Genomic DNA, 12356 nt, shown 5'->3' on the forward strand with positions numbered 1-12356 from the left:
TGACGAGTCTAAGCCAGACAGCATGAAACCCGTGACCCATTGATTATACAAGGAAAATAATTCGAGCAAACTTCATGCCGTCTCATCGAATCTCATGACATCTTTTGCCGACTGTTCCCCAAACTGTTCCCCACAACGGACGTAGCACTGATGCGAAAGCGTTGATATGCGCGCTTCGTTCACCTGCTGCCCGCCACTTCGGACAACTTCTTTGCCACGCCAGGCGGCCTGCTGCAACTGGGCCTGGAAACGGCGTTCTTCAGCCTGCAAGGCACGGACGCCCACATCTTCTCCGGCCGCTCGACGATCTCGGAGCGTCGCGAGCTCGAACCCCGCTGGCGTATCGCCACGTTCATCGGCGGCCTGTGCTGCGAGCTGCACCGCGCCCTGACCCATCTCATCGTGACCACCGCCGCGGGAGAAGAATGGCCGGCGTTCCTTGGCGGCCTGCTGGCCTGGCTCGAGCAGCGTGGCACGGACCGCTACTTCGTGCGCTGGCGCGCCCAGGCGCACGAGACGCGCGGCGTGGGGCTGTTCGCGCTCCCGCACATCGTACCGGCGCCGGTGCTGCAAATGCTGGGCAGCGGCAACGCCGTCATCGTGCCGCACCTGATGGCCAGCATCGCCGGCATCCCTCAGCACCGCGAGCACAACGTCCTGGATGAGCTGGTGCGCCGCTCCTTGGCCCTGGTGATCGACCGCAACCTGCTGGCCAGCGCCGACCGCTACGGCAAACCCCAGTACGGCTCCCACCTCGAGCGCTACCTCGTGGACGCCTTCCGCCGCCTCACCGCGGGCCATTCAGCCTGGACGCCGAACCGCGACAAGAGCCGACTGTGGCTCGGCCCCGAAGGCCTGTTCCTGATCTGGCCCGGTGCGGCCGAGGATGTCCTGAAGCTGCTGGAGAACGACCAGTTGGCCGGCATCCCGAAGTCGCCCCACACCCTGCTGGACATCTGTGCCAGCTCGCGCTGGGGCAACCCCTGGGCCAACCGTTGTGTGCGCAGGCGTTGACCCAGGGTTTGGAGAATCTCACTCGAAGACGCCAGATTAAAATACATTTATATGTATTTTTTCATAAATTATTGATGATAAAAGATATTTTTTTGTGTTTTATATGAGCAGCCGCAATACTATACAACCCCATTCATAGACAGACCATCACGCGGCCCCATCGTCGTACCCCTTCGGCCAAGCGAAAAAAAGCTCCACGCCAAAGCGGGAGCCCGTTGTGATGGTGCTCAGCGCGAAGCCAGCTTCACCAGCTCGTTGAGCACCTGGTTCAGACCTCCGAACATGGAGATCTTGTCGATGCGCTCAGAGATGCGCTCCAGCGTCTCCAACCCCTTCAGGCGCAGAGCAACGGGGTTGCCCTCCATCACCTTGGCCGTGTTGAGCAGCGAGCGCGTGGCCGCGGCCGACTTGCCGACCTCAACCCCTCCAGGAGAACTTGGCATGCTCCACACCGACAGGCTACCGCACTCACACGGACGGTGCTCGAAGTGCGCCAGGGCACTTCAAGAGCTCTGCGTCATGCTCTGCCGTGTCCTCTCGCGCAGGCCGGGCAAGCCTCGGCCGCTCTCAACGCGTACCGACTCTCGCCCCGCCATCAAGGCTGATGGTCGTCGCATTCAGATACGCATTCTCGACAATGTGGCGAACCAGACGCGCAAACTCGGCGGGCTGGCCCATTCGTTCAGGGAACAGGATGGTTTGATCGATCAATCGGTCAAAAACATCCTGGCGCATGCCGGCAGACATCCCTGTCTCGAACAGGCCCGGCGCAATCGTTACGACGCGAATGCCCAAGGGAGCAAGGTCTCTGGCTACTGGCAGTGTCAACCCCATCACACCAGCCTTACTTGCGCTGTAAGCGGCCTGTCCCACCTGCCCCTGCCATGCGGCGCCTGAGGCAGTACTAATGATGACGCCACGTTCTCCGTCGGCATTGGGTTCGTTCAGCGCCATGGCCTTCGCGGCATGGCGGACGACATTGAAGGTTCCCGTCAGGTTGACGCCGATCACCCGATTCCAGAGCTCGAATGGAAAGACCTCGCCTTTCGACAAGGTCCGACAAGGCCCCAGGATGCCCGCACAGTTGACGGCAACATGCAACGCACCCCAGACATCGAGCGCTTCGGCGACCGCGGCCACTACTTCGCCATCGTGAGCCACGTCGACAACGCGCAGCCGAACCCGGTCGCCCTTTGAACCCAACGCGCCATGCAAGGCTTCTTCATTGACATCCAGTGCGAGCACCTTCGCGCCACTATCAAGCAAGGTCTGACAGCACGCCAGGCCCAGGCCGGAGGCTGCGCCGCTGACAACCGCAATCTTTTCGGTCAGTTCCATAGTTTCTCTTCACATGGCGTCGCGGAGTTCTCAGCACGACAGAATGGTGACGACGGCTGCGGCCTCTTCGATGCCATGCAGCCCGCCACCGTTCTCGGCAAGCGCTACGCGCGCACCATCGACCTGCCTGGCACCTGCCTCGCCCCGCAGTTGCGTCACCAGTTCGAAGATCTGGCCGATGCCCGTGGCACCGACGGGATGCCCTTTGGATTCGAGCCCACCCGAGGGATTGACCGGGATTCGTCCGACCAAGCGGGTATCGCCGCGCTCCGAGAGCGCACCTCCTTCGCCAAACGCGCAGAAGCCCAGGTTCTCGATCTGGATGATCTCCCCCATGGCCGTCGCATCGTGAACTTCGGCCACGGAAACATCCGCAGGGCCCAGGCCCGCAGCCTCATAGGCGCGCTTAGCCGCCAGCGCTGTGCAGTGCGATTCATAGTCTTCTTCACGGCGATCCGATCCGCTTTGCACCACGCAGGCCCGCACGCGCACCGCGCGGCGGCGGTCAATATTCAGCCGACCGAGCGCCGCACCGCTACAGACGACCGCTGCAGCGGCCCCGTCCGACACCGGTGAACACATCGGCAGCGTCAGCGGATACACGATGGGGGGCGCAGCCAGAACTTCATCGACTGTGTAGGCGCTGCGGTACTGCGAGTTGGGGTTGTGCACCGAATGCGCATGGTTCTTCGCCGACACTGCGGCAATCTGGCGCTGCGTAGTACCCCAGCGGCGCATGTGTGCCCGCGCCATGGCTGCGTACACATCCATGAACACGCTGTAGGGGCGGGTGGAACAGGTGCCCTCAGGCACATCGATCCCCTCACCCATGCGCAGCAGATTGCTCCGATTCTCCTCGACCGTCGAGAGATCCCAGGCGCTGTCGAAGACGGAGAACATGCGCGCCTTGTCGGCGGAACACATCTTCTCGGCGCCGACGGCGAGAGCCACGTCAGCCTGTCCTGCGCGCAGTTGCGCCACAGCCAGTGCGAAAGCGGATGAACCGCTGGCGCACGCGTTCTCCACGTTGAAAACGGGAATGCGCTCGATGCCCATGGCACGCAGAGCGATCTGGCCGCGGATCATCTGCTGGCCCTCCATGTGCCCCTGCGACGCATTGCCGAAGAAAACGGCCTGCAGCTTCTCCTTGCCCAGGCCAGCATCGTCCAGCGCGGCCTGGACCGCTTCTCGGGTCAGAGTCTTCAGATCCTTGTCGAGCAAGCGACCAAAGGGCGTCATGCCGACGCCGACGATATAGATGTCTTCCATCGGACGCCCCTCTCTCAGCTGGCCAGTGCGACCAATCGTTCCATCAGTTGCGCGCGAACCGGCTCCTGCCGGGCCAGTTCCTCGATGCGCGCCAGGCGCGCTTCGCCGGAAAACAACTCCAGATCCCGCAGCGCCAAAGGATCCACCCGTGTACGCAGCACATCCAGTTGCTGCGCCGTCAAGGGTGACAACGGCAGAAGCTGCTCGCGAAAGCGCAGGTCGAAGCCTGTCTGATCCTGGACCTGCTCGCGTGTGGCACCGGGCATCAGGGTCTGTACCTCCAGTACGCCACCGGGCCGAAACCTCATCACCGCCAGATCCGTCACGATGGTGTGCGGCTTGCCGCCCTCTTCCATGCCCGGCGTGCTCACGAAGTCCAGCCGAGGCACGAAACAGTTACGGTCGTGGCGCGGCACGTACATGTAGAGCGCGGCTTCCACCGGCGCCCCATCAGGCAGACCAGCGGCACCTGGCAGCCGGACCCGAGGCCGGTCGTAGGGGCCGATCACCACGTTGTTGGTCCGCCCGGTGGCGTCGACCTGGGCGGGGCGCAAGAACTCCTTCCAGCCGCCGCGCCTGCCCGTGACGAAGGACGGCAGGTAGGAGCCATTCACGTCCCAGTAGGTGAACCGGTACACGGCGTGCTGCAGCGCCTCGAACTCGTACGCCGCCAGGCTCAAGGCGTGCGCATTCGGAACGAAGCAGTTGCCCACAGGGCACAGTCGGATAGATCGCGGCGCCTTCGTGGCCTGCGCCAGCATGTAGGCCGACGTCGGCAGGAAGGTGCCGATGCCTTCGAGCAGAACGTCACCGTCCTCGATTACGGCCACGATGGCAGCAATCATGTGCTCGGAAATGCTGTGGTTTTCAGGCGTGCTCATGGATATCCCGGGCGATGCGTTGCAGATACTCGCGTTCGTCGCCGGACTGGTGCACATACCGCTCCAGGTAAGCCTGCACCCCCGCGGCGCGCGCCTGGCGCAGGTATTGGCTGATATGCACCACATCCAGCGGATAGTCGGGATAGCAACTCGTGGGATGTGCTCCGCCCGGTGCCTCGACGACGGCATCGACCATGAACGACACCAGGCCCGCGGCGCCCTGCGCCTGCTGAATCTGCGCCGTTGGTACGATCTTCTCGGCAGTCACGATGGTGTAGTCGGCCGCCATCGCGAGCTGCGCATCGACGCAGTGCTGGCCGCCCAGCCAAGCATTGCCCTGCTCGTCGGCCAGGGGGACGTGGATCACGGCGACACGGGGCGAAACGGCCGGGAACCACGTCAGTTCGTCGCCAGTCACCGGGCACGGCGCCCGCCGCAGATCCGGACGGATACGAAAGAAGTCGGTGCCGACCTCGCAATCGCGCGACGGAAGATAGGGCACGCGCATCAGCGCGGCCTGCAGGCCCACCGCGATCGTGTATTCGGTTTCCTCGATCACCTTCACGCCCCCCTGCTCCACCGCCTTGCGAAGCACCGGCGCCAGGCCCAGAAACTCCAGACCAAAGTAACAGGTGCGCAACGCCGACAGTGCACCCACCGCCGTCAACAGCTCCGCCTCGAAGCCGCTGCAGAAGCCGATCAATGTCAAATCCCGGGCTCGTTGGCGCGCCAGCTCGCGCACGAAGGCCATCGGCTTGCGATAGAGCGTCATGCCTCCGATGCCGATGACGTCGCCGGGCTGGATCTTTCGCGCGGCATCCTGCAGCGACATGCACTTACCGCTGGCGTTTTCACTGAGCATGGCCGGACCCTCCCAGATAGAGATCCTGAATGACGGAAGAAGCCTGCGCCTGCTCGCGCGAACCCGAGAAGGCAATTGCGCCGTTCTCAAGCACGTACACCGAATCGGCCAGATTCATGGCAAGGCGGGTGTTCTGCTCCACCAAAAGCACGGTGAGGTTGCGCTCCTTCACCAGCTTGCGCACGACTTCCAGCATCTGTTCAACCAAGATCGGCGCCAAGCCCATGGAGGGTTCATCCAACAGGAGCACCTGCGGATCGGCCATCAACGCGCGGCTGAAAGCCAACATCTGCTGCTCGCCACCCGACATCGTGCCCGCCGGCTGGTGCAGGCGCTCCTTCACGCGCGGAAAGGTGTCGTAGATGAACGCTTCCACCTCGGGGCGGGAAGAAGGCAGCTTCGCGGCGATGGTGCCCAGACGCAGGTTCTCCTGCACCGTCAGGTCGGGGAAGATCTGCCGCCCCTCTGGCACGTGCGCGACACCATGCCGGACGATCTCGTGCGGCTGCAGGCCGTTGAGTTGCGCGCCTTTGAACTCGATGCGGCCCGCACGCACCTTGATGGCACCTGAAATCGCCCGCAGCAACGTGGACTTGCCCGCGCCATTGGGCCCAAGGACGGTGGTGAGCGCACCCATTGGTACTTCGAGCGAAACGTCGTGCAGCACCTGCGCACGGCCGTAGCCGGCCTCCAGACCTTCAATGCGCAGCATGGCCACCTCCCAGATAGGCTTCGATCACACCGGGATGGGCACGAACGGCTTCAGGCAGGCCCTGGGCGATGAGCTTGCCGAAATTCAACACGTACAGGTATTCGCACAAGCTCATCACGAACACCATGTCGTGCTCCACGAGCAGGAAGGCCACGGAACGCGCGGCGCGCACGCGCTTGAGCGCCGCCACCAGGGCTTGCTTCTCGGACGGGTTCATCCCCGCTACGGGCTCGTCCAGCAGGATGAGCATGGGGCTGGACACCAGGGCCCGCCCGAGTTCGGTCAGCTTCTGCAGGCCATAGGGCAAGTCGCCAGCGACCCGGTCCAGTTGGGTTTCGAGACCGAGCAGTTGCGCGATCTCTTCTACCTGTGTCTGGATCTGTGCCTCTTCCCTGCGGGCCGAGGGCAGCTTGAGCCCGGCCGACAGGAAGCCGCTGCGCGTGGCGCTGGTGGTGCCCATGCGCAGGTTGTCGCGCACCGTCATGGTCGGGAACAGGCGCACGTTCTGGAACGTGCGGGTGATGCCCAGGCTGGGCACCGCACTCACGGGGATCCCTGCCATGTCGCGCCCGCCCAGTCGGACCATGCCGCCCGTCGGCTCGTAGATCCGTGACAGCACGTTGATGAGCGTGGATTTGCCTGAGCCATTGGGGCCGATAAGCCCGACCACCTGCTGTGGCCTGACCTCGAGCGTGACGCCATCGAGCGCCCGCAACCCGCCGAAATGCATCGACACGTCGTCGACGGAAAGAAGCGTGCTCGTATTCATCTCTTCACCACGATCCCGGCCTTATCGCGGTCCCACACACTTGCGAGGCGACTTTCCGCGTTGGCCTTCAGCTTGTACTTCTCGACCTTTTCGGTCATGGTCTTGGGCATCGCCGGCAAGAACTCCACATAGCGCGGCACCATGAAGTACGCCATGTTGTCCTTGCAGTGGTGAACCAGTTCAGCCTCCGTCAGGTTCGCACCCTCGCGCAGGACCACGCTCACCATCACCTCGTCCTCGCTGTGCTCCGACGCCACCGGGAAGGCGGCGACCTCGCTGACGGCCGAATGCTTCAGAACGATCTGCTCAACCTCGAAGGCTGAGATGTTTTCGCCACGCCGACGGATCGCGTCCTTCTTGCGGTCTACGAAGTAGAGATAGCCGTCTGTATCCAGATAGGCGCGATCACCCGTATGGAACCACAGGTTGCGTGTTGCACGCGCCGTGGCTTCCGGCATGTTGTAGTAGCCCTGAGCGAAGATCCAGGGCTCCTTGGGCCGTATCAGGATCTCGCCTGGCTGGCCGCAAGGCACCTCAATATCGTCGTCGTCCACGATGCGAATCTCGCAGTAGTCGAGGGGCCGGCCAGCCGACGCCCACTTGTCAGGGCGCTCGTCGGCCCCCCGCAGGGTAACGTTGCCACAGTCAGTCAAGGCATAGACGGACGTGAAGCGGATGCCGAAGCGTTCCTGGAATTCGTGGAGGTAGGGGGGAGTGGGTACGACCATCACCTGCCGTACCTTGTGATCCCGGTCGCCGGGCTCGGGCGGCTGACTCCACAGGAAGTTGGTCATCGCCCCGAGCGAGTTGAACTGCGTGACGCCATGGCGGCGAATGTCCGGCCAGAAACCGGAGGTGGAGAAGCGGCGCGCGATCACGATGGAGGCACCCGCCACGAGCGCAGGCATCACGCTGCACAGCCAGGCATTGCCATGGAAGATCGGCAGGCAGACGTACAGCACGTCGTCGGCCCCATAGCTGAAGCCGTGCGTCAGCGCGATCCCGCAACCCACGGTATGGGCATGCGTGGACATGTTGCCCTTGGAAGGCCCCGTCGTGCCGGAGGTGTAAATCAGCGAATGAAGATCGCTAAAACGCACATCCACCTGAGGCGGCGTATCGGGGGAATCCAGCAGCAACGATTCATAGCGGCCGAGCGACCATCGCTGCGCCGGCTGCACGGGTTCATCCTGGCCAGGCTCCTGCAACGCGACCACGGTTTGGAGCCCCGGCACCCGATCCGCGACGATCGCCAGGCGCTCCACGAGCGATGCGTCGGCAATCAGCAGCTTCGAGTCGGACTGCTCCAGATAGTAGGCAAGCAGTTCTCCCTTCGCCGCCGTGTTGACCGGCACCGAGACGGCGCCCAGCTTGCCCAGGGCGAGGTAGAGCAGAACGATCTCTGGTTTGTTGTCGATCATCAGGGCGACGTGCGTGCCCTTCGCGACGCCATGGCGCACCAGTCCGTTCGCCAGTTGGTTGCTCAGGGCGTCGGCCTCGCGATACGTGAGGCTGATTTCCTCGAAACGGATGAAGACGCGGTCACCGCACTCTCGTACCTTGTCGGCCAGCACCTTGCCCAAGACTCGCTCGCTGATGGGATAGGTCTTCATTCGCGTTTCTCCTGCGCGGCAGCGGGCACGAGCCTGTTCGACCCGCCGGCTCCGGAACCCGGGGGCGGCGTACCGCGACGGGTAGCGATCAGATCCCACAGGCGATTCAGGATGCCGACCAACCCGGAAGGCCACAGGACGAAGACCAGGATCATGGCGAGGCCGTAGATGATCTGGTGGTGCCCACCCAGGTCACGCAATAGTTCGGGCACCAGCACCACGAAGGCCGCGCCGAGGAAGGAGCCAACAATGGAGCCGAGTCCACCCACGATGATCATCGACACGAAGGTGATCGACAGCCACAGCGTGAAGTGCTCGACGCTGATGAAGGTGATGATGGGCGCGTACAGCACGCCGCCCAGCGTGGCCAAGGATGCGCTGACAGCAAACGCCATCACCTTCAGACGCTTCACGTCCACCCCCATGGCGCTCGCCGCCAGTTCGTTGTCGCGCATCGCCACCAGCATGCGTCCGGGACGTCCGTGCACCACGTTGGCGATAAACAGCACCGAAACGGCAACGACGGTCAGCACCAAGTAGTACAGCGTCTGGGGCGTGTTGAAGGTGACGCCGAGGAACTGCGGCGCCATCACGGTGAGCCCGTAGGGTCCTCCCGTGAGGTCCTTGAAGTGGTAGAGGATGCGCTCGACGCCGATGCCGAAGGCCATCGTCGCGATGGCCAGGTAGAGTCCGCGCAAACGTACCGCCGGAAAGCCAACGCCGAAGCCCACCAGCCACCCGATCGCCACGGCGATTGCACCCGACAGCAGGAAAGGCAGGTTGTACCTGGTGTTCAGGATCGTCGAAGCGTAGGCGCCGATGGCGAAGAAGCCCGCATGGCCGAGGGAAATCTGGCCGCTCAGCCCGGTCAGCAGGTTCAGGCCGAGCGCAACGATGCCATAGGCGCCCGTCATGGCCAGCAGGTACAGCCAGTAGTCACCCATGCCCAGCGGAAGGAGCGCTGCGATGGCAAAGGCAGCGATGGACAGCCAGCGGTGATTCATACCTTCTCCTTGCGCAGCTTGCCGAACAGGCCCTCGGGCTGGATGAGCAGGATCGCCAAGATGAAGACGAACGCGATGCTGTCCTTGAAGTAGGTCGGGATGTAGAGCACGGCGACGTTTTCGATCACACCCAGCGCCAGGCCGCCGATGAACGCACCCACCAGGCTGTTCAGGCCCCCGAGCGCCGCCACCGCGAAGGCCTTGATAATCGGCGCCTGCATCATGTTGGAGTTGAGGAAGGTCAGCGGCGCGATCAGCACGCCCGCGATCGCCCCCACCACCGATCCCACGATCCAGGCGGTGGAGATCAGCTTGCGGATGTTTAACCCGATCAGGATCGCGCCAAAGCGGTTCTGCGGGATGGCGCGCAGCGCCAACCCAGTGCGCGTCCAGCGCAGGAAGGCCGCGAGCCCGACGGCGACCAGAAAGGCCGTCACCATCACCCCGAGGTGCTGTGCCGACACACCCATGCCGCCGATACGTACCGTACCCTCCCCGAACATCGACGGATACGGGCGAACCTCCGGCCCCCAGATCAGCTTGACGCACCCGTGGATCACGAAGAACAGGCCCAGAGTGACCACCACCGTGCCCAGTAGATTGCTCGACTGGACAGAACGGATGACGACACGCTCGATGAACGCGCCGATCAGGCCACCGGCGACGATGCTCGCCACGATGCCGACCAGGAACGGCGCGCCCATGCTGTGGAACACGGTAAAGCCAATGAAGGCCGCCAACGCCGATACTTCCCCGTGCGCGAAACTGGCGATGTCCGTGATACGGTGGATGAAAACGAGCCCCAGCGCCAGCAGCGCATAGACGCTGCCTTCCGCCAGACCGTTAATGATTGCCTGGTCCATGGTGGACTTTCAGCGAATTCGCCGCATTCACTTGGCGTCGATCCAACCGGAGACCTGCGTCCAATTGCCATCTTTCACTTGGATCATGTAGAGCGACCGCTTCCCGTCGTGGTTGGAAGGGCTGAATGCCACCGGCCCCATCAGAGGGGACTGTTTTGGATTCCAGGACTGGAGCGCTTCGATCACCTTTTGCCGTGTGGGCTGCGGGCCGGCATCCCGGATGGCTTCCGCGATCAGCATCATCGAGGCATAGCCATAAGTCGTGAAGAAAGTGGGTTCGATACCAGGCGCGTACTTCTTGAGGTTGGCGTGATAGGTCTTGACAGCTTCGCTGTCGCTCTCGGGGCGCGCCATCATGTCGGCAGCGTAGAAGCCTTCGGCCAGCGGGCCGAGCAGCTTGATCAGTGTGGTGTCCGCCTGCGTGGTGAAGCCGGCGAACTTGGGCGTGAAGCCGATGCGATCCGCAGCAGTGACGACGCGCGCACCCGCTTCCAGCGTGGTGGCCGTGTAGACGAAGTCGCAGCCTGCATTCTTCATCTTCAGCACCTGGGCCGAGAACTCGGTGGTGCCGCGCTCGAAGGTCTCAGCGGCCGCCAGTTGCGTCTTTCGCGCGGCCGTCGCCTTCTTGGCGCCGACGAAGTGATCCTCGCCCGAGGGGTCCACCTGGTACAGGATGCAGGGCTTCTTGACGTCGGTGTTGTCCATCATCCATCCGATGACGATTTCGGCCTGCGTCATGTAGGCGGGATGGGCCATGAACAACTGCGTGAGGCCGGCCTGATTCAACTGCGTGGAGCTGGCCCCCATCGGGAACAGCAGTGGAACCTTCGCCTGTTCCAGGTACCTGGCCGCCACGACCGTGGTTGGCGTACCCAGGCCGGTGACCACCAGCACCTTGTCACGCTCGACCAGCTTGCGGGCCGCGGCCATGGCACGTGACGGCTCGTAGCCATCGTCCTCCATGATCAGCTCGATCTTGCGCCCATGGACGCCGCCCGCAGCATTGACCGCCTGCACCGCGGCATTCCAGCCTGCCGCCATCTGCTTGCCTGTCAGCGGGATAGGGCCGGTCAGAGCGTTGTACGCGCCGACCTTGACGGCTGTGTCCGTGGCCCCCTGGGCCAAGGCCTGGTGCGCGCCAGGGCAAAGCAGGGCCGCCGCGGCAACCGAGGGAACGAAGCGGTGAAGGCGTGAGCGTTTGCTGAACATTGATGTCTCCATCTAGGTAGTGGGAAGGGGAAGGGAAGCCGGCGGCTTGCCGGCAGGGATGGCTTGGGGAACCCCGGGGTCGGCAGCGATGCTGCGGGTGATCAGGTTGACGAGCGACTCGGCCACATAGGCAGCGGACCATTCGCCGTCCTCGCGGTACCACTTCGGCACCCAGTTGATGGCACCGAAGAGCGCGAACACAGCCAGTTTCGGGTCACAAGAGATGATGCTGCCGTCGCGCATGCCCTCTTCCACGAGCGCACGGTAGCGGCGCTCCATCTGGTCACGGTTGCGGATCAGGCTGCGCAGTTGCTCAGGCAGCAACGCGCCCTCCTCCAGCAACACCACCGGGTGGCCCAGTTTGTCCAGGAGGTCTTCGAGGTAGCCGCGCAGAGTGATGCGCAGCTTCTCCAGGCCGGTCCGCCCGGTCTTCTCCCCGTTCTCCAGATGGGCAAAGCTCATCTCCATGACGGCGGAGAAGCACGCGGCCAGCACTTCGTGCTTGTTCTTGACGTATCGGTACAGCGCAGGCTTGGTGACGCCGAGCCTGGCGGCGATGTCGTCCATTGAGGTGCCGTGGAACCCCGAGCGGTTGAAGCACTGTGCGGCCGCGCGAATGATCGACTGCCGCTTCATCTCGTCACGCTCTTGCGCGGTCGGCACGGCGCGCCCCCACTGGCCGACCGCGGCGCCGACACCGGCTTTAGAGGCCTTCGCCTTGGGAGTGCTGCCTTTGGCAGCAGACACCTTGTCAGTGGGTGCCTTCATTTTTTTGACTTGCTGTTGCATGTGACTCAAAGATAAGTTAATGTGACGCCATAG

General features: G+C 63.4%; 12 protein-coding genes and 1 pseudogene. 1 reads left to right on the plus strand and 12 read right to left on the minus strand.

Annotated features, from left to right (window positions below; genetic code table 11):
* The first annotated feature begins 186 nt into the window (after positions 1-186).
* A complete protein-coding gene (mobH, locus tag QM772_RS01725) occupies positions 187-1014 on the plus strand; it encodes a MobH family relaxase (protein WP_415139418.1) in 828 nt (275 codons plus the stop codon).
* A 227-nt stretch (positions 1015-1241) separates the two neighbouring features.
* On the opposite strand, the pseudogene QM772_RS01730 reads toward mobH, so the two are convergent.
* The 12 genes and pseudogenes from QM772_RS01730 to QM772_RS01785 all read right to left on the minus strand — a co-directional run.
* Positions 1242-1424 (minus strand): annotated as a pseudogene (locus QM772_RS01730) (slipin family protein); the annotation flags it as partial.
* A 157-nt stretch (positions 1425-1581) separates the two neighbouring features.
* Positions 1582-2352 carry an SDR family NAD(P)-dependent oxidoreductase gene (locus QM772_RS01735; RefSeq protein ID WP_415133550.1) on the minus strand — a complete coding sequence of 257 codons (771 nt, stop codon included), beginning with the start codon at positions 2350-2352 and terminating at the stop codon, positions 1582-1584.
* 30 nt (positions 2353-2382) lie between these two features.
* Positions 2383-3621 (minus strand): thiolase family protein, encoded by a 1239-nt coding sequence (locus QM772_RS01740; protein ID WP_415133552.1) that lies wholly within the window; start codon positions 3619-3621, stop codon positions 2383-2385.
* A gap of 14 nt (positions 3622-3635) precedes the next feature.
* Entirely contained in the window at positions 3636-4502 is an 867-nt protein-coding gene (locus QM772_RS01745) for a CoA-transferase subunit beta (RefSeq protein WP_415133554.1), read from the minus strand.
* The gene (locus QM772_RS01750; protein WP_415133556.1) at positions 4489-5364 is read right to left on the minus strand and encodes a CoA transferase subunit A; all 876 of its coding nucleotides are present in this window, start codon (positions 5362-5364) and stop codon (positions 4489-4491) included. Before QM772_RS01750 ends, QM772_RS01745 begins: the two co-directional genes overlap by 14 nt.
* A complete protein-coding gene (locus QM772_RS01755) occupies positions 5354-6076 on the minus strand; it encodes an ABC transporter ATP-binding protein (RefSeq protein ID WP_415133558.1) in 723 nt (240 codons plus the stop codon). The genes QM772_RS01750 and QM772_RS01755 overlap by 11 nt, the downstream gene beginning before the upstream one ends.
* Positions 6063-6845 (minus strand): ABC transporter ATP-binding protein, encoded by a 783-nt coding sequence (locus QM772_RS01760; protein ID WP_415133560.1) that lies wholly within the window; start codon positions 6843-6845, stop codon positions 6063-6065. The genes QM772_RS01755 and QM772_RS01760 overlap by 14 nt, the downstream gene beginning before the upstream one ends.
* Positions 6842-8458, minus strand: a complete 1617-nt coding sequence (locus tag QM772_RS01765) for an ATP-dependent acyl-CoA ligase (protein WP_415133562.1) — start codon at positions 8456-8458, stop codon at positions 6842-6844. Before QM772_RS01765 ends, QM772_RS01760 begins: the two co-directional genes overlap by 4 nt.
* The gene (locus QM772_RS01770) at positions 8455-9462 is read right to left on the minus strand and encodes a branched-chain amino acid ABC transporter permease (RefSeq protein WP_415133564.1); all 1008 of its coding nucleotides are present in this window, start codon (positions 9460-9462) and stop codon (positions 8455-8457) included. The genes QM772_RS01765 and QM772_RS01770 overlap by 4 nt, the downstream gene beginning before the upstream one ends.
* Positions 9459-10325, minus strand: a complete 867-nt coding sequence (locus tag QM772_RS01775; RefSeq protein WP_415133566.1) for a branched-chain amino acid ABC transporter permease — start codon at positions 10323-10325, stop codon at positions 9459-9461. The genes QM772_RS01770 and QM772_RS01775 overlap by 4 nt, the downstream gene beginning before the upstream one ends.
* Positions 10326-10352: 27 nt before the next feature.
* A complete protein-coding gene (locus QM772_RS01780; protein WP_415133568.1) occupies positions 10353-11534 on the minus strand; it encodes an ABC transporter substrate-binding protein in 1182 nt (393 codons plus the stop codon).
* 12 nt (positions 11535-11546) lie between these two features.
* Entirely contained in the window at positions 11547-12323 is a 777-nt protein-coding gene (locus QM772_RS01785) for a TetR family transcriptional regulator (protein WP_415133570.1), read from the minus strand.
* Positions 12324-12356 lie beyond the last annotated feature (33 nt).

This window comes from Ottowia sp. (assembly GCF_047601385.1).
Classification (GTDB): domain Bacteria; phylum Pseudomonadota; class Gammaproteobacteria; order Burkholderiales; family Burkholderiaceae_C; genus Ottowia.

What these genes read in the sequence shown, in the direction of transcription:
- QM772_RS01735 (WP_415133550.1), bottom strand. Translation starts at nt 2,352, where the DNA reads ATGGAACTGACCGAAAAGATTGCGGTTGTCAGCGGCGCAGCCTCCGGC.
- QM772_RS01740 (WP_415133552.1), bottom strand. Translation starts at nt 3,621, where the DNA reads ATGGAAGACATCTATATCGTCGGCGTCGGCATGACGCCCTTTGGTCGC.
- QM772_RS01745 (WP_415133554.1), bottom strand. Translation starts at nt 4,502, where the DNA reads ATGAGCACGCCTGAAAACCACAGCATTTCCGAGCACATGATTGCTGCC.
- QM772_RS01750 (WP_415133556.1), bottom strand. Translation starts at nt 5,364, where the DNA reads ATGCTCAGTGAAAACGCCAGCGGTAAGTGCATGTCGCTGCAGGATGCC.
- QM772_RS01755 (WP_415133558.1), bottom strand. Translation starts at nt 6,076, where the DNA reads ATGCTGCGCATTGAAGGTCTGGAGGCCGGCTACGGCCGTGCGCAGGTG.
- QM772_RS01760 (WP_415133560.1), bottom strand. Translation starts at nt 6,845, where the DNA reads ATGAATACGAGCACGCTTCTTTCCGTCGACGACGTGTCGATGCATTTC.
- QM772_RS01765 (WP_415133562.1), bottom strand. Translation starts at nt 8,458, where the DNA reads ATGAAGACCTATCCCATCAGCGAGCGAGTCTTGGGCAAGGTGCTGGCC.
- QM772_RS01770 (WP_415133564.1), bottom strand. Translation starts at nt 9,462, where the DNA reads ATGAATCACCGCTGGCTGTCCATCGCTGCCTTTGCCATCGCAGCGCTC.
- QM772_RS01775 (WP_415133566.1), bottom strand. Translation starts at nt 10,325, where the DNA reads ATGGACCAGGCAATCATTAACGGTCTGGCGGAAGGCAGCGTCTATGCG.
- QM772_RS01780 (WP_415133568.1), bottom strand. Translation starts at nt 11,534, where the DNA reads ATGTTCAGCAAACGCTCACGCCTTCACCGCTTCGTTCCCTCGGTTGCC.
- QM772_RS01785 (WP_415133570.1), bottom strand. Translation starts at nt 12,323, where the DNA reads ATGCAACAGCAAGTCAAAAAAATGAAGGCACCCACTGACAAGGTGTCT.